16 protein-coding genes are annotated in these 16,141 nt (G+C 50.2%); 2 read left to right on the top strand and 14 right to left on the bottom strand.

Annotated elements, in window-relative coordinates:
• Positions 1 to 106: 106 nt before the first annotated feature.
• Positions 107 to 1,369, bottom strand: a complete 1,263-nt coding sequence (locus I2I13_RS08330) for an ATP-binding protein (RefSeq protein WP_005816273.1) — start codon at positions 1,367 to 1,369, stop codon at positions 107 to 109.
• Positions 1,370 to 1,763: 394 nt separating this feature from the next.
• Between I2I13_RS08330 and I2I13_RS08325 the strand changes: the two genes are divergently transcribed.
• A complete protein-coding gene (locus I2I13_RS08325; protein WP_005816271.1) occupies positions 1,764 to 2,057 on the top strand; it encodes a hypothetical protein in 294 nt (97 codons plus the stop codon).
• A gap of 2 nt (positions 2,058 to 2,059) precedes the next feature.
• Positions 2,060 to 2,425 carry a DUF2958 domain-containing protein gene (locus I2I13_RS08320; protein ID WP_005816269.1) on the top strand — a complete coding sequence of 122 codons (366 nt, stop codon included), beginning with the start codon at positions 2,060 to 2,062 and terminating at the stop codon, positions 2,423 to 2,425.
• 106 nt (positions 2,426 to 2,531) lie between these two features.
• Here the strand turns inward: I2I13_RS08320 and I2I13_RS08315 are convergent, their stop codons facing one another.
• From I2I13_RS08315 to I2I13_RS08255, 13 genes are all read right to left on the bottom strand, one after another.
• Positions 2,532 to 4,454, bottom strand: a complete 1,923-nt coding sequence (locus I2I13_RS08315; RefSeq protein WP_005816267.1) for a zincin-like metallopeptidase domain-containing protein — start codon at positions 4,452 to 4,454, stop codon at positions 2,532 to 2,534.
• A 6-nt stretch (positions 4,455 to 4,460) separates the two neighbouring features.
• Positions 4,461 to 5,066 carry a hypothetical protein gene (locus tag I2I13_RS08310; protein ID WP_005816265.1) on the bottom strand — a complete coding sequence of 202 codons (606 nt, stop codon included), beginning with the start codon at positions 5,064 to 5,066 and terminating at the stop codon, positions 4,461 to 4,463.
• A 72-nt stretch (positions 5,067 to 5,138) separates the two neighbouring features.
• Entirely contained in the window at positions 5,139 to 5,321 is a 183-nt protein-coding gene (locus I2I13_RS08305; protein ID WP_005816263.1) for a hypothetical protein, read from the bottom strand.
• Positions 5,318 to 6,874: a glucosaminidase domain-containing protein gene (locus I2I13_RS08300; protein WP_005816260.1), complete on the bottom strand. Its 1,557-nt coding sequence runs from the start codon at positions 6,872 to 6,874 to the stop codon at positions 5,318 to 5,320. Before I2I13_RS08300 ends, I2I13_RS08305 begins: the two co-directional genes overlap by 4 nt.
• A 4-nt stretch (positions 6,875 to 6,878) precedes the next feature.
• Positions 6,879 to 9,335, bottom strand: a complete 2,457-nt coding sequence (locus I2I13_RS08295; RefSeq protein WP_005816257.1) for a zincin-like metallopeptidase domain-containing protein — start codon at positions 9,333 to 9,335, stop codon at positions 6,879 to 6,881.
• Positions 9,336 to 9,417: 82 nt separating this feature from the next.
• Positions 9,418 to 11,217 carry a hypothetical protein gene (locus tag I2I13_RS08290; protein ID WP_005816255.1) on the bottom strand — a complete coding sequence of 600 codons (1,800 nt, stop codon included), beginning with the start codon at positions 11,215 to 11,217 and terminating at the stop codon, positions 9,418 to 9,420.
• Positions 11,218 to 11,226: 9 nt separating this feature from the next.
• Complete coding sequence (locus I2I13_RS08285; RefSeq protein ID WP_007897422.1) at positions 11,227 to 11,499, bottom strand: hypothetical protein; 273 nt, start codon at positions 11,497 to 11,499, stop codon at positions 11,227 to 11,229.
• 32 nt (positions 11,500 to 11,531) lie between these two features.
• Positions 11,532 to 12,353: a M23 family metallopeptidase gene (locus I2I13_RS08280; RefSeq protein WP_005816253.1), complete on the bottom strand. Its 822-nt coding sequence runs from the start codon at positions 12,351 to 12,353 to the stop codon at positions 11,532 to 11,534.
• Positions 12,354 to 12,368: 15 nt separating this feature from the next.
• The gene (locus I2I13_RS08275; protein ID WP_005816251.1) at positions 12,369 to 13,031 is read right to left on the bottom strand and encodes a hypothetical protein; all 663 of its coding nucleotides are present in this window, start codon (positions 13,029 to 13,031) and stop codon (positions 12,369 to 12,371) included.
• A 93-nt stretch (positions 13,032 to 13,124) separates the two neighbouring features.
• The gene (locus tag I2I13_RS08270; RefSeq protein WP_005816248.1) at positions 13,125 to 13,808 is read right to left on the bottom strand and encodes a hypothetical protein; all 684 of its coding nucleotides are present in this window, start codon (positions 13,806 to 13,808) and stop codon (positions 13,125 to 13,127) included.
• A gap of 17 nt (positions 13,809 to 13,825) precedes the next feature.
• Positions 13,826 to 14,527 (bottom strand): hypothetical protein, encoded by a 702-nt coding sequence (locus I2I13_RS08265; RefSeq protein WP_005816246.1) that lies wholly within the window; start codon positions 14,525 to 14,527, stop codon positions 13,826 to 13,828.
• On the bottom strand, positions 14,508 to 14,993 hold the full coding sequence (locus I2I13_RS08260) for a PH domain-containing protein (RefSeq protein WP_005816244.1): 486 nt from the start codon (positions 14,991 to 14,993) through the stop codon (positions 14,508 to 14,510). The genes I2I13_RS08265 and I2I13_RS08260 overlap by 20 nt, the downstream gene beginning before the upstream one ends.
• Positions 14,990 to 16,132, bottom strand: coding sequence for a toprim domain-containing protein (locus I2I13_RS08255; protein WP_005816242.1), 1,143 nt, complete (start codon positions 16,130 to 16,132; stop codon positions 14,990 to 14,992). Before I2I13_RS08255 ends, I2I13_RS08260 begins: the two co-directional genes overlap by 4 nt.
• Between the last annotated feature and the right edge of the window lie 9 nt (positions 16,133 to 16,141).

Below are 16,141 nucleotides of genomic sequence, written 5' to 3'. Positions count from 1 at the left end.
TTTTTTTTCATTGATAAATTTTAGAAAGGGAGGGCTTGTCCGTGATGGATAGGCCCTCCCTTAATCATATATGTATTAACGCATATTCTATGCGCATATCTTTTTTTTATCCGTGTTTCTCAGTACTTGACCAGTCAAGCAGGAAGTCATATATACTCATTATCTGTATGCCGTTTTCGTCGCTCCACTGCTTGGTATGTTCTCCCACGATCAGCAGTTTGCGGAAAGAGTCATCTACAAGACGCAACGACCGTTTCTCCTGTTCCATCTTTTCTGCATCGGGCATACGCCACGCCGACTGGATGTAGATCCGCTCGCTCCCTTTGTTGCAGACAAAATCCACTTCCAATGTCACCCTCTGCTGCTTTCCTTCCGTATTCCTCACTCGATGATAGACGTTACCCACATCCACGAGCCATCCTCGCATACGCATCTCATTGTAGATGACGTTCTCCATGATATGTGTCGGCTCGCTCTGACGGAACGACAGAATAGCATTCCTCAGACCTACGTCCTGATAATAATACTTGGACAACGAACCTATGTATTTCCGTCCTTTGATGTCGAACCTTTCGGATTTTTCGATAAGGAAAGCATCCTGCATATATTCCAGATAAGCCGACACTGTCTTGTCGGTTATGCTCTGCACATTGCTTACGGACTTGAACGTATTGGCTATATTCAGTGCATTGACAGGTGCTCCTATACTGGATGCTACGGTCTTCGACAATTCTTCAAATTCAGGTCTCAGTTCTATGTTGTTCCGCTCGTAGATGTCACGTAGATATACCGTGCGATAAAGGCGACGCAGGAAATCAGCCTTCTTCTCATCCCCAACCTGTGTAAGTAGTTGCGGCAAACCTCCGTACAGTCTGTATTCAGCCCAACCGTCTTCTTTCGAACCATCATACACCGTCATGAACTCCTTGAAGGATAGTGGCCACACATGTATCTCGTCACCTCTGCCTCGGAATTCCGTCACCAGGTCAGAGGACAGGAAACGCGAGTTGGAGCCTGTGACATACACATCCGCCCCTTCGGTAACTGACAAGGAAGAGAGCACCTCTACAAAGTCTTCCACCTCCTGCACCTCGTCGATGATGATATAATAAGTCTCATAGTCAATCATCATCTTTTCCACCCAGTCCAACAGGTAGTCCGGGTTCTTGAACTCTCTGTTCTTCCTACTCTCCATGTCGATGACGAGAATATGGTCTTCTCTCACGCCCTCATCCAATAGATGCTGATGAAAGAGTTTCTTCAGAAGGAACGACTTGCCTGAACGTCGCAATCCTGTGATTATCTTTATGAGCCCGTTGTTCTTTGAACGGCTCAACTGTTCTATGTATCTATATCTGTTTACTATCATATTTTACGAAAAACTGTCACTTGTGACACTTTTTCGGAGGCAAAGTTATATATTTTATCCTAAATCAAAGAAAGAAATAAAGAAAAATGCACTAAAAATCAATGATTTTCCTGTTTTGTAGTGTCTATTCCACTTGCCGATGCCCATTTTTCTTTGCAAAGTTACTGCCCGGGCGAATGGTCAAGTACCGCCATGCTAACAGGCAGAGGACTGAACGACAGCTTTCCGCAAATCAAAGATTTGGGTATTTCATTAACTCCTCCGTCTGTTTTCTTGCCTTATCGCCCTCATTCCGCAGTCTTTTGATGCACGAAAAATCAGTTCCCGACAAGAGGAGCCGAAAGGCTTCAAAAGGAGGGAAGAAAAACAAGTTGAACAAATAATTTCTTTGCGTATGGAATTACACAGATTATCAGAAAACGAGCAGGCATTTGTCGAGTGCTTCTCACGGTTCGTAAACGGTCAGATGGGGTCAGCCGCCAAGGTAGGCAATGCCCTTGCAGATGACCATCGCTATCTTATCAACGAAAAGGGCAAGGTGGTGTTTGCCTTCTTGGAACGCCTTGCCAACGACTATCAAAAAGGTCGTTATGACCAGCGTGACGAGTGGGTGTGCCGATTGGCAGCAGAGGCCATCGAACACCTTGTAGAGAACAGAATGTATTACAGAACACTTAACAACGATTGACTATGGCAAGCAGATTGATTACACCCGTATTGGAGGAGATACTGAAATCCTATCCTCTGTATTCACAGGACGGCAAAGGCAAGGATGCCGTTTGTGTGGCAATATTCTTCATCGGACACGTCCGTTGGTTCGTACTTGAAGGACAGCCGGAAGGTAACGACACCACGTTGTTCACCATCGTATGCGGTCTGCATGAAACGGAGTATGGCTATACCTCCGTCAATGAAATGGAGAGCGTAAAGGTGGATGGCTCCAAATATGGAGTGGACGAGATATTTCAAGTGGAGCAGTTGGACGGCTTCAAGCCGGTGAAACTGAAGAGCATTCCAGACGAGGATTTACAAGCATTCCTTCATAATATGGAATGACCCCAAATTAAATCAGCCGCAGGGACATTACTCCTTGCGGCTGACTATTGTTAGTACCTACTATGAGTAGTAAAGCCTACGATTAGTATATACTACGATACTACTCTCATCTTCGGAAAGCGGACTTGGCAACGTGCTCCTCTTGTACCTCTTCCTTCTGGTACTCCTCCATGTCAAGCAGTTGCTCATACGCAGAGCTGATGTTTGCGTCCATAGAATGGTTGTGGCTGAAAGGGAAGGTATGCTTCACAGAGAGTCCTGCATTGGTCACAGTCCCCACATCCAGGCTATCCTTATCCTTGTTATATTGCAGGTTCAGCAAACCACCATTCGGCATTTGGAATATCGGCATTTTTCGCTGCGCCAATTCCGAAAACTCTTCGGCGGTCATCTCCCTCGCCACAGCCTTCACGTCCTCACTGGCACGTCCTATGCCATAGCGAGTGATATGGTCACGCACTTCTTGCTCCGTATGCTTCAGGAACACCTCATACGTACCGCCGACACTCCCGTTATAGACCACTGCAAAGTCCTTGTCCTCTATTAGCAGGTCATCGCCTCTGTTCTGGCACGGCTTCCTGTAGGTCTGCTCCTCGTCCATGCCGTTCCCGTCATAGTATTCCTTGGCAAGCGTCAGCAGTCCTTGATAGTCACCTTTCTCCTTTAGCTTATCCAGTTCCGATGTGTCATCCGTTGATTGGAGATAGGCGATGGAGGCATAATAGACGTTTTCTTTCGATTGTGAAGGCTCTGTCAGGCTTTTGTACTGGGCAAAAGCCTCCTGATAATTGGTGTCAAGGTCTTTGCCGTGGTCGTAAGGAACAGAGAGTTTCACTTCCAGACCGTTACTCGTCGGCACAGCAATCTTTACAGAGTCCTCCTTCTCATGATGCTGGATATATACAGCAGAACCATTATATGCCAAGACTGCATGGTCGCCGTCATCTATGGATAGATAACTTTTCCCTTGCCCGTTTTCCTGCTCAGCCTTTTTCTCCTGGTCTATCTCCATAGCAATCTTGTCGATATGCTGCGTGAGCATTGAGGTAGCTTTTTTCACATCGAGTAGCGTGGTCTTGATGAACTGCGGCGACTCCTTCAGCGAATCCAGCCAAGACTTCAAATAGGCAGCCGAATCTCCTTTCAGATGCTTTGTCATGCCATACCGCTGAGCGGTCAGCGCAGCCGTCAGTTCTGCCACCAGTTCCTCGCGTGCATACTCTGCCGAGCCGAAGGTAGCGGGCTTGATGCGGTCTAACTGTCCCTCCGCACCCGTGGAGTGTCCCATCTCGTGGAAAAGGTTCGAGTAGAAAGACTCCCCATCCTTGAACTGCCTTTTCTCAGGCATCACAATCTCATTCTTGCTGATGGAGAAATAGGCGGAATCACCGAACATCGGTTTGATGGGACATATCCAACGGTTGTCCGCTATCATCCTATCCACGGGTTCAAAGGCAAACTGCTCGTCCTTCTCTACCTTGGGCATCGAGTATTCCTGTTCCAGTTTCTCCCAAAACTCTGGTCTGACCTCCTTCAGGTTGGTCTGCGCCACATTGAAGACATGGTAAGTCTGAAGCTTTGGATATACATTGTACTTTTCGCGCTCTTCCTGAGAGAGCAGTTTGTAGTCCTCCCACTTGATGTGTTCCTTTGTTTCCTTATTGACCACCGTAAACGTGGTGAGCATCACGGGGAAAGAATGCTCACCTTTCAGTACTGACACACGGGGCTTCTGTTCCTCGTCTTTCTTGCCAGTTTTGTTAAACTGCTGTATGCGGTCGAAGGTACAGAAGCGAGGAATCTTGTAACCCTCCTTCTCGCAATGCAGGAGCAACATCATAGCGTTCATGCCATTATATTCTCGTCCGTTCAGGTTTTTCGGCCATTGCAACGCACCTTCAGTAAACCAGGGCTTTTTCCATCCGTCTTTGCCCGACAGCGACTGAATACGCTCAATCATCATATCGGCAAACAGGTCGAGTGCCTTGTCTTCGGCACTCGGACCTTCCTTAGCATAAGGCTTTCCCATAGTCAATTAACCATTATAGGGCTGCGGAACATATTCGCTCATTTCAGACACTCGGCAGGAGAAGTCCAGTTTGTCATTGAAGACACTGACAGACAATGCCCCTTTGATGTTCGCTTTCACGCCTGGTTGCAGCCATGCCTCGCATTTGCCATCGAATAGGAAGAAACTTACCCAGATGTATTCAAATCCGTCCTGTACTTTCTCTGCGCTGAAAGCGGAGAACTGGCAGTACGGCACACCATTCTTGTCCGTCTTGTCCTCAATGCTCTTGCCCACCTTGCCGCGGAACTCCATCACGCCCTTGATGCAGTCCTCTGCCTCGTCAGGCTGGTGGCTGATGCTGCTTGCCGACAGGTTGAAATAAAGGACATCGCCCCATTTTCTTGGTACCAATACACCGGCTACCTCAATGCGTTCGCCGATGTTGCAGCTGCCCACCTCCGTCAGTGTCCCATCTTTGATGACCGACACCTCGATGGTCTTGTTAATCCCGCTCTTCGCTGGAATGACTACGTTCATGGCAAAGCTCACGAATGCCTTGCCCTCCTTGTTCGTGCGGCAGGTCGCAGCCTTGCTGACCGTTCCGCACACTGTTACATTACATTTGATCATTGCTCGATACTATTTGAATTATACATATCCATCGTCCAAGTGAAATGTCTTAGCAATGACAATAATCTCTTTTCAATCATCATATACTAGCGCACGTATCAGTTCATAGACTATCCACGCTGCTATGATAAGTTGGAAGCCGAGATAGATGATGGCCACGGTCTGACCGAAAAGCCATTGGGTAAGCATGAAGTGTCCTGCCACAGCTACCATACCCACCAGCAATGTACACAGATGACTTGCTATCCTTTTCATTTCCTTTGCAGATTTTGTTGTTGACTCTCAGCCTCCATCCCTTGCTCGAAGTTCTGCGAAGCCTGCTGTGTCGCCACGATGCCTGTCACCATTCCCGCAATCTTCGTCCGTTTGCTTTCTTCCGACAGATTGGCATTGCCCAAAATGAGCGACAGGCGGTTCATCTCCGAGGAGGTCAGTTCACGGTCAATCTTCACCGTACCGCTCTCTGCATGAAGCACAGTCTTGCCGTTCTCACCCACAGTAATGGTGCATTGCCTCATGCCTGGAACAAGCGAGGTCAAATCTACGAGCCGGTTGGCTGCCATGGCAGAGATAAGTCCTTTTTGTCGTTCCTCATCATTGCTGTCAATCTGCGCTGCCAACATCATCAGCGACATGAAGGTGGTCATCGCCATGTCGAGTATAGGGTCATTCGTTCCCGAAATGCCCACGCCGCTGTCCTCCGAGGAAAGGATTTTCTTCATCCAGTCCTCCGACGAAACCTTCTGCTCCTGTGGCGCATTGCTCTTGTATTTTGCCAACAGGTCATTGCCGTTATGCAGGGCCTGTAGCTTGATGTTGCCTTTCTGTCCGATTTCTGCCAGATAAGCGGCTGGATCCATATCCCTTTTTGAGCCGTCAGCCGATACACTCTTCACTCCGAAATGCAGATGCTCGCCAGTGGTTCTGGTGCCGGTATTTCCCGACACCCCCAACTTCTGACTGGCATTAACCACGTCACCTACCTTTACTGCTATGTCAGACAGATGCAGGTAGGAGCATTGCACCTTGCTGCCATCCTCACGGCTGTATTCCACGGTGACGGATTTCCCTCCTGCCGTGTTCGCATTATGGTTCACCGCCACCACCTTGCCGCCGTTCTCCGTGGCCAACACCGCCTCATGGTTCGTCTTGATGTCAATGCCCTTGTGCATCTGCTGCTTGGTGGCATCCATCGGATCCTGGCGATTGCCGAAAGGCGAGGTGATGAAGAGAAACTCCTCTCGCTCCACAGGAAAGGAATACCCGGCAGACTGCGGTACATGGGCAGCAGGCATTTCTCTACGAGGATTATTCTCCACCCCGAACGACCGACCTTCTGCCCGCATCTCAGCCATCACCTCACTGTCATACTTGTCCAGTCCGTTGGCTTCAATGATGCGCTGCAGACTTGCAGCATAACCGCCGCCCGTGGCATAGCCGGCACGCTCAATGCCCTTCGTCCATCCCTTGTAGTCGTCAGGCGACAGCGTGAAGCACTGCGCATAACGCTTGTTCTGCTTCAGGAACTGCGAGTGATGCTCATAACTGTCACCCACGCTTTTGTACTTACAGAATTTCTCGTTGGGCCTATCATCCGTATAGACTCCATACTCTCCGCCATTCTTCAACCACGATGCCGTAGCCTTGATGCCAAAGTGGTTGTTGCATTCGCGCGACAGTTGGCTCTGTCCGTTGCTGCTCTCCAGTATGGCTTGCGCCAAGATGACGGAGGCAGGAATCCCATACATCCGCATCTGTTCTTTGGCTTCCTCCGCATATTGTGCGGCATACGCTGCGTTCTTTCCCATAAGCCTATCTCCTTAGACTGGTGTGTTGTTCTGTTTCTTGACTTTCCTGTGCCATCTGCTTTCCTGTCTCTTTTCCAGGTGACACCATCTCCGTAATTCCACGCTTCGATGATGTTGTCTGCTTCGGCATTTCCAACTGGTCACAGATGGCCACCCGTTCACCAGCACGAATGAGCTTCGGCAGATAGGTGTCGAGGGCATGATATGGGAATCCTGCCATTGCCAACGGCTTGCCTTCATCATCCTTGCGCCCATTGCTCTTTGTCAGCGTAATACCCAATATTTTGGATGCCTTCACCGCATCATCCTTGTAGGTCTCATAGAAGTCACCGCAGCGAAACAAAAGAATGGCATCAGGATGCTTCTTCTTCAAGTCAAGATATTGTTGGACAAGGGGAGAGACAGCAGCCTTGACAGCCTTTTCATCCTTCTTTTCTTCTTTCTTTTCCTCTTGTTTCTTCTCTTCCCTTTGTTCAGAGCTTTTATCTTCCTTAAGTACCACTTCCTTCTGTTCATCATGCTTATCGACAATTGCCGTCTCCGCTTGCTTCACCTCCGTCGCTTCTTCCTGCTTCTCTTGTGTACTTTGCTCGACATTGTTGTCTTTCTGCAATACATCAGCAAACAGCGAGGCGGCAAGGTTCTGCTTGTAGGAATCCCTGTCAGGAGCCACCCACAATCGTTGCCATTGTGACGGACTGACACTTCTCGGCTGCAACTTCTTGCCGTCAATAGTGGCTGCACACAGGCATTCGCCCGATTTGGCACGGAATACTGCCACACGCTGGATGCGGTTCAAATCAACCTCCTGCTCATTACCTCCGAAGATGTCCACCTTCAGGTCGGGTTTCGCCTCTGCCATAGCATAATACTTCTGTGCCAGTTCCTCACGCACACGCTCGATGTTGTCCATCGACTGCTTCAAGGTGGTGAAGAAATGATTGAGGTCTCCTTTGTCGGGATAGACGGCAAAGCCCTCCTTACCTTCGGGCTTGATGTACAATGCCCACCGCTCCTTGTCATCCTTTACCAACTGCACATTGTCGAAACCGATGTCACGGCTGTGGGTTACGGCCTCAGAAGCATCCAACGAGGATAGGTCTTCGATAGACCAGTTGCGCAGTCTTGATACCGTGATTTTCTTGTCGGCGAAATAACTGTCGTCGGGACGGAAGCCCAAGGCTCCGTCGGGATTGTAGAAACGCACGTTGTCATAACCCTCTTTCTGCAAGGCATTGGTGAAGCGTTGCTTGTTCATGCCCTTGATCTCGTTGTTCACCTCCAACGATGCACCCTGTGGCAGCACCACATCGGCGGTCTTGCTGGCATCATCACGCACGATGACCACAGTACGCTGCTCCTCGTTGGGATGCTGCTTGATTTCGTCTGCTACGAAGTAGTGGTTGGGCAACTGCACCTGTATCTGCGCCGTCTCTCGCTGATGCTGGTCGGTGGCATACTCCACCTTTTCACCCAGTTCGGCTTTCTTCAACACCTTCAGCGCACCGTTCACCTCACTCTCGATGGCATCAATCAGACAAGGGTCTTCCTTCAGTTCCCTCGTCCAATAGTCCACCATGCTAAGGCTGTCCTTTGACAGACGGGCAGGCAGTCCCAGTTCGAGCATCTTCACGCCCGAAGCTATCTCAGTGATGAGTCGTTCCTTCTTCACGGCATCCTCCGACGGGGCTTTGCCGTTCTTCATGACCATGCCCTCACGTGCCAACCGCTGCTGATGACCGGTGGCAGACACCAACTGACGCATCATCTCCTGTACATAGTCATTGTAGTGCTCGAAGTCACGCTGCCGTGGCAGGTAGATGACATCCTTCTCGGTGTCGTAGTGCGCCACACCCGTGCCGTCCTGACGTACATTCACGAGGTTGTCCTTCATCTTCTGAAGGAATCCGTTGACGCACCCATGCAGCTGCTTGTCCTCCTTGTCGCCATAACCTCTATCCTCCACCGTGCCATCCTTCTTCAATGCCGTAGTGTAGGCTGTTTCGTTAGCCATAGGCAGTAGCGTCTGGTCGATATTGAACAGCACACGGATCTCACGGTTTTTCACTCCCTTGTACTGCTGTTTGTCCTGTTCCGACAGTTCTGCGTATGCCTCCTTGGTGATGACATCGTCGGGATTGTTGCGGTTGACGTACTTATTCCAATTGTAATACAGGAACGGCACACCTTTCTCATGCTCCCTCACGCTCTCACCCCGTGCCTTCGCTTCGGAGAACTGCGTAAACAGATTGCTCTTGCAACCCTTGGCATCGGAGTCAAGGGCAAGGACAAGGGCATTGAACGGACTGACCGAAAAGCCCTTGGGATAGAGCTTCGGATAGAGTTTGCCGCTTGCATTCAACCAATGTCCCTTGGCATCCACCGCACTCGTCAGTGCCTCAGTGAGCAGCGACACCTGCTTCTCCGCCGTCCGCTTCTCAAATTCTGATTTCTCTTTCATGCTTTTATCTTTTTGTTTATCTCAATCACATTCTATAATTGGCTTACCAAGCCACCGTTCCCGACAATTTTGTTGTCGGGCTTCACTGTATTCCCCTCGGTCGCACCACGCTCTCCCGTGCCTGCTCTTCGTACTGCATTGCTGCCATCTGTCGCATCTGGTCGTTCTTGGCAAGTATGGCGTTAGCCAATGTATTCAGCGGCAATGCCCCCGACTGATGCGCCCCAATCACACTGTCAGGCAGTTGAATGGTACAAGGCACATGGTCAATGTTGGCAACGAGACACCGCCCTTGCAGCATCGGGTTGCTGATACGAGGATTGAGTGGTTCATCAGGATATTGGCGGTACTGAATGCGAGATGCAGCAGGACTAACTGTAGGTGCAATGCCTTCCTGCTGTTTCCTGCCCAGCACCTCATGTCCCGCTTTGTTGAGCAGATTGGCACCTCCCATACCCATCAACAGCATCTTCAGTATAGGATTCTTCACGAACATTCCAGCCACGATAGAGGCCAAAGGAAGGAGGCTATTGTCCATATTCAGCGATTTTGTCTTGCCAGTGAACAGTCCCACCAGTACATCGGGCAGCATCGCCAACACATAACCAAGGTTCTTGCCGATGTCTGAAAAGCCGTTCAGTCCAAAACTCTGCAACAGCCCGTCCCATCCATTTTCGTTTGTTTGTAAGGCTGTTTCCTCCTGCTGGACTACAGATGGTGTTGCCTCTTCAGTCGATGAATCAGGAGTTTCTTTCGGTTCTGCCTTCTTCTCCTTCTCAGCCTCTGCATCCAGTCTCGCCTTAACCTCCAGATACTCGTCTTCCTGTCCAGGCGCAACTATCAAGGGCACATCCTTGTACTTGCCTGTACGTTTGGTTGCTTCGTTTCTCTGAGGGTCAAGGAACGTACCTTTGTTCCAAGGAAAAGAGGTCTGCTCGGTTTGTTTCGTCCAATCCATAAAAGTGATATTGCTCGTGGGAATCTTGTTCTTGAAATGGCTGTTGGTAGCCTTGATATAGCTGTTCTCGTGGTTCTTGATGACTTTTGCCTGTTTGCGGAATGAGGCGAAGACGTTGGTGCCCGTACCGAAAACTCCCTTGCTGATACACTCCTCGACACAGACCTCTTGGCTGCTACCTTTCTTGCTTAGGTGCTCCATGCCGACATTCATCACCATATCGATACCGACAAACTTGGCGAAGGTTGCCCATGAGCCAATCCCTCCCATGGCCACGACATCGGCACCCGCTCCGGCTGCCCATCCCGCTGCCTTCTCTGTTCGAGAGGGCTTATAGGCTGCCTCTCCTTTGGCTTCTATCTCTGCGGCAAGGGGTGACTTGTTCAGTTCGTAGGGCAGACCGAACAGACTGCTTTGTGCCGCCTTGCGGATGATATAGTCGGCAGAAGATGTTGGCATACGGTCTTTCACCATTTTTTCTATCATCAGCTGCTCCATGCGGTGATCGATATAGGCGTATGCCAAATCACAACCGAGTTGTTTAGAGAGTGCATCGTACCGCTCTCGTCCTATCTCCGTCACCACCGCCTTGCGCCATTCCTCAGCCATCACGGCAAGGTCACGCTGCATATCCTTGTTGCCGACAATAGCCTCCTTGCACATCGCCAGATAGTCTTCGGTGGTCTTGCTGTTCCACTTGCCTGTAATCTTCAGCGTGGCGTATGGGTCATCACCAGGCATATTGGCAGTGGCCAATGAGCGTAGGATGCCAGCCGTACTGTTGGAGTAGGCTCGCATCTCGTCTGCCTGTCTGTTGGACAAGTCCCGTTGCACCCTGCCCATCACGGGGGCAAGGTGACACCCGAAGTAGTCGCCCATCAGACGCTCTATCTCTGCGAATCGCTGACTGTTCTTAACTGCCATATACCTTGTTTATATATTATACTGCTGTAATATCTGTTCCTTTGTCTGCTCGATGGCATTGTGATATATCTCCATCTGCTTAGGATAGTGTTCCTCCAACCATGCGTCCTTGTCCACTTGGCAGTGGATGAACTGCACGGCCATACGTTCCTCAATCTCCACGGAGGGTTCCCCCTCTTCCTTACCATTGAACCATGCCTTTGTCCACCATCTCACGCCAGCCCGGTCGGGATAGACGCTCACTATCCTCGGAATGTCGAAGCTCTGGATATCCACGTCCAAGTCGGCAAGAGGGTCGATGATGCCGTCATGCGTCAGGGCTTGCTCTTGGAGTTTTTTTTTAACACCTCGTCCATCGTGGAGAGATATACCTGATGTCGCATGGCAAGATAGTTGAGAAAGTCGGCAATGAGCAGGTTCTGCACCTTAGTCGCCAAAGGCATACAGCGGTTGCCGATGCCCAAGGGATTAGCCATGCTCGGCATGGTCTCGTAGAAATAATGCTTGCTCGCTCCCAACGAGAAGATGTTTCTCAACGACTGCTCCGTATGTTCGGGCAGAGAGTATGCTCCTTGTTGAAGGTCCTCGAAGTAGGAGGGAAGGAAGCGGAGCATCAATGCCTCTATCTCCTGACGGTCGGTGTCGTAGGGTGAAGGGATGTTCATGTCCAGTTCATTGATGCCCATTTGGGAATTGTGCTCCAATGCCTTGATATTGCCGTAGAGCATGGTGAGGAACTCCAACGGATTGATTTCCTCTCCGTCAAACCTCACCTCCATGTGCAGCAGGTCGCCACTGATGGCGATGGTCTGACCGGCCTTGACGCTTTGGGAGAAGTTGGCGAAGACATTGGAGAGATGCCTGTAAGTCACTTCGTATTTGCCGTAGCGGATGGTCTGGTAGATGCCATGCTCCGCGTCCGACCCAATGGCAGAGACGGTTCCCGTTGCCACCGCCGACAGCAGGTAATGGTTCACTGAGAAGTCTATGCCGTGATGGAAGAATGTTTCTCCCGTCACGGGATTTTTCTGCTCTCCGTAACCCAAGGACATCTGCACGTCCTGCTTTATAGGCTCCTCAAACGGCATACAGTAGCCGCTCGATGAGCGCAGTATCATTTCTTCTGTATATCTCATATCACTGTATATTGGTTATCGTTTCATCCCTCTGCTTTGGGTCTCTGCTTCTTTCATGTTCTGCCCATGTGAAGACGTACCGCCTCTGTTAGGCAGAGTTTGCGCCACCTTAGAATTGTTCCCGATGATCATCGCTCCAAGCAGGGCACCCGCAATCTTGCTCATCCAACCAAAGCGTCCGAATACCATGAAGGCGGCAGCCACCAGTCCGACGATGCTCATACCCGACACGTTGCCCTTGCCGATATTGCCAAAGAGATTGCCTATCATGTCGCATCCTACGCCTCCGAACATATTCCTAAAGAAATCACTGATGCCGCTGAACTGGGTGTCCATCTTTCCGGCTACAGTGTTCACCGCATCAACGGCTTCACCAGCCTTGCCCGTCAGACGTTGCACATCGTTGGCGGTTTGTGCCACCGCTTCCGTGGCATTCTCGCCGATGACAGCATCACCTACGATGCGTGCCACGCTCTTGTCTGTGGTCAGCTTCTCCCATGTCACATAGCCTGCGGCACTACCCACTGCGGCCGTCTGCATAGCCTTGCCGGCTCCCATAAGGGTGCGTTGCGGGTGGAGTGCCGCACTGCCTAAGGTCTTTCCAGTTACTCCGATGACATGGCCAGTACCTCGTGCCGCCTTGCCACCATATTTCAATAATGAACTCCAAAATCCCATATCTTATCGTTTTTTAATCACGGTTTGACTTCGTCTTCTTCTGTCACGACTCGGCATAGCTCGAACAAGTTCGGCTCTGCTCTCGCTGCTCCATCAGTTTACGTTCTTGCCCACCTGCTTCCACCGCCTCTTGGCAGCCGCTGCTATCTCGGCTTTGTTCGCTTTGGTGGGTCTTGCCCCTTCGTCTATCTCCATCCAAACATCGCCCATGGTGGTGTATTTCACCGCCCTCGTCAGTCGCTTCAACTGCTTGTTCATCTTCTTCAGTTTGGGTCGGATGCCGAAGACTATCTCCACACGCTCCTTCTCGGTCATCTTGTTGCCCGACAGGCATACCGTGCGTATGTCATTAACTATCTCGATGCTGTTCATAATCAGCTCGCGGTATATCTTGTTGCGCTTGGCTGACAGGGCTACGGCAAGTCCGTTGGCAGGATGGGCATCCAACTGCGCCACCAATCCACCCATATTGTCCACCAACTGACCTATCTCGTGATAGAAACCATATATCTGTGCGGCATAGCTGACGATGGAACGGAAGGAGTCCAGATAGTTGTTGAACTCCCGCTGCAGGTCGGTAGTGGCTTCCACTTCCTCCTTGGTCCAGATATGGCCGGTGGATTGTAGCAGCATCACTTTCTCCTGATTCTTCAGTTCTTTCTCCGCCTTGTTGGTGTACATCAGAATCATCCCCGCAAGAGTCGGGTCGTTCTGCGCCCGCACTCCTGCAAAAGATGATATAAACATAAAAATGGCAATTGATATGAAATACTTCATGACTGATTCCTTTATCGTTAATCACTGATGGTCATACGTCCTGCTCTGCGCCATCTGCTAAGGGCTTGGGTGGCTATCTCTCCATTGCTTCGGTCTATCATCCCTGCCGTCACGCCGTTCCACACATCGGTCATGGTGTAATATCGTATAGACAGATAAAGACGATGCAGCTTCTTGCTGAAGGCACTCAGCTTGTCGTTCAGTGCCCACAGCGTCTTGCTCCTTTCCGCACCAGTCAGCATGTTCTCTTTGCCTCCTTTGGCGACTGCATCTTTCAGCAGTGTGAAGACGGACACCAATTCCGTGGCGGTCTCCATATACAGGTTGTTCATCGAGAGGGTGGCAACGATGCCTTGCGGATTATTGTTGATGGCCTTGCGCATCTTACACAAGGTGATGAATATCTTCACTCCATCGTCGTACAGATAGGTACAGGCTTTGAGGGAAGAGGCATAACCACTGGCGGTTTTCAGATAACTGTTGTACTTCTTCTCCCATTCGTGTATCTTGGTGAACTCTGCGGCGATGGTATTCTGCAACAGGGCAGTCTTGGTCTGACCTTTGATTTCCTTCTCTATCTCACCGTTGATGGCTTCGTTGCCCTCTGCTAATGCCATCCATTCCAAAGGGTTGGCAGTCACAATCTGTGCATGGGCTGACGGCACGCTCAGTACCAATGCCACGACAATGAACCAAATCTTATCTATTCGTAATCTCATATACGCCCTTTCTTCGTTTGTTCGTTTCTACTCTTGTTCGTATCACACTCACCACGTCATAGCTGTTGCTGATGCCGGTCATTTCCAGTTTCGGTGTCGTTCTATCCATCGACAACACGGTCACGCTTTTCAGTCCGCATAACTGTTGTATCAATGTCTGATGCTCGGCAAAGTCCACCACTCGGTACAACTCCATGTAGTTCACGCTCCGCTGAAACACTCCGTGCTCACAGATGAGTTGCTCGCTCCCGATATGGTAGCGGATACTCCTCAGATAGATGAATCGGTAGAGTAAACAGAGGGAGAACAGGAGGCTGAAGACAAGCAACAGGGTACTATATGCACAACCGGGCAATCCTCCGATTAGGAGCATTGCCACGCACAACAGCAACAGAGGCAGTTCGTTGATGAAAAACTGTCCGATGCTGGGGCACAAGGTGATGATGCTATTATCTTCTTGTCTCATACGCTTCTATGATATGTGTTCTTTTCTTCTTTTTCCCTTTGTTTCTCTGCCTTGCCGGCTGCGATAAACTCGGCATAGTCGAAGGTATCTGGTTCGCCCTTGGCAATCAGTTCTGCTGATTTCTTGTTGAGCAGCGCATCGTTCCAGTCCTTGTAGCAACCCAATGGATGATAGGCTTGCACATGCTCGTGACGGAAGCCCATCTCTGCTGCCACCTTCCTGAAGTTTGCAACAAACTGCCGCCCTGCATCGTCCTTGTCAAAACCCAAATAGTGCCGTGCGTTGGGAGTAACGGACAGAAGTCCTCGCATCTGTCCCTCGGTGGGTGTGCCGCCCGTAGATACATACACCATCTTTACAGGATTTATCTGATACTCTGCCATGGCATCGTAGGCACTCTCAAACCATACAATTTCGCTTGCTTTATCCAACGGCTCGCCCGTGAGGTTGGCAATCCACAGTCCTTCACTGCTGTTGCTTCCTTCTGCCTTGCCCTTGTAACCGCCGCTACCGTCCATCTTCGGTCGTCCTCGTTCCTCAAAGCCCACAGTCTTGTCGGGTGTCTTGGGCAGTACAAGCGGAAAGGCAAGGTTGGCAAAGGTAAGTCCATCCGTCCGATGCTTAGTAGCCAGACAGAAATGCCGATGAAAAGCATACTGCGTATAGAGGTCGATGCCTCGGAACTTAAAATAGGGATAAAACCTTTTCTGCGTTTCCCTGTCCTGCGGATTGAACTTGTGGATGTCGTAGTCATTCAGGTTGAATGGCTTTCCGTCCTTTCTTGGTTCTGTAATCTTCGATGGTCTGTCCTCTATGGGTTGGTTGAGCAGTCGGTTGCAGACGAGGTTGACGAGTCGGTCAGGAGACATTCCCACCTTGTTCTCTGAAAACATTTCTGGATGCTCCTTGATGAACGAAATGACATTATACACCTTCTGCTGCGGTGGTTGGAAGCAACATTTCCCATTCTGCGTGACAATGAACTTATCACCACGCACCCGTCTGCCCTCACTGTCAGTACGCACATACGACGGATAACGCAAGCCATCTCTCTTGTTCAGATGATACCCTGCGTCCACCAGTACTTCCTGTATGCTCAACCTGTCCAGAAAGTCATCGTATGTCAGTTCACTACTCATTATAAATTA

This window comes from Bacteroides sp. D55t1_190419_B8, assembly GCF_015558905.1.
Classification (GTDB): Bacteria; Bacteroidota; Bacteroidia; order Bacteroidales; family Bacteroidaceae; genus Bacteroides; species Bacteroides vicugnae.
This window is presented reverse-complemented; position numbering and strand designations above follow the sequence as displayed.

Bases quoted from the DNA above. Each gene is read 5' to 3' on its own strand.
- I2I13_RS08330 (WP_005816273.1), bottom strand. From the start codon at position 1,369: ATGATAGTAAACAGATATAGATACATAGAACAGTTGAGCCGTTCAAAG.
- I2I13_RS08325 (WP_005816271.1), top strand. From the start codon at position 1,764: ATGGAATTACACAGATTATCAGAAAACGAGCAGGCATTTGTCGAGTGC.
- I2I13_RS08320 (WP_005816269.1), top strand. From the start codon at position 2,060: ATGGCAAGCAGATTGATTACACCCGTATTGGAGGAGATACTGAAATCC.
- I2I13_RS08315 (WP_005816267.1), bottom strand. From the start codon at position 4,454: ATGGGAAAGCCTTATGCTAAGGAAGGTCCGAGTGCCGAAGACAAGGCA.
- I2I13_RS08310 (WP_005816265.1), bottom strand. From the start codon at position 5,066: ATGATCAAATGTAATGTAACAGTGTGCGGAACGGTCAGCAAGGCTGCG.
- I2I13_RS08305 (WP_005816263.1), bottom strand. From the start codon at position 5,321: ATGAAAAGGATAGCAAGTCATCTGTGTACATTGCTGGTGGGTATGGTA.
- I2I13_RS08300 (WP_005816260.1), bottom strand. From the start codon at position 6,874: ATGGGAAAGAACGCAGCGTATGCCGCACAATATGCGGAGGAAGCCAAA.
- I2I13_RS08295 (WP_005816257.1), bottom strand. From the start codon at position 9,335: ATGAAAGAGAAATCAGAATTTGAGAAGCGGACGGCGGAGAAGCAGGTG.
- I2I13_RS08290 (WP_005816255.1), bottom strand. From the start codon at position 11,217: ATGGCAGTTAAGAACAGTCAGCGATTCGCAGAGATAGAGCGTCTGATG.
- I2I13_RS08280 (WP_005816253.1), bottom strand. From the start codon at position 12,353: ATGAGATATACAGAAGAAATGATACTGCGCTCATCGAGCGGCTACTGT.
- I2I13_RS08275 (WP_005816251.1), bottom strand. From the start codon at position 13,031: ATGGGATTTTGGAGTTCATTATTGAAATATGGTGGCAAGGCGGCACGA.
- I2I13_RS08270 (WP_005816248.1), bottom strand. From the start codon at position 13,808: ATGAAGTATTTCATATCAATTGCCATTTTTATGTTTATATCATCTTTT.
- I2I13_RS08265 (WP_005816246.1), bottom strand. From the start codon at position 14,527: ATGAGATTACGAATAGATAAGATTTGGTTCATTGTCGTGGCATTGGTA.
- I2I13_RS08260 (WP_005816244.1), bottom strand. From the start codon at position 14,993: ATGAGACAAGAAGATAATAGCATCATCACCTTGTGCCCCAGCATCGGA.
- I2I13_RS08255 (WP_005816242.1), bottom strand. From the start codon at position 16,132: ATGAGTAGTGAACTGACATACGATGACTTTCTGGACAGGTTGAGCATA.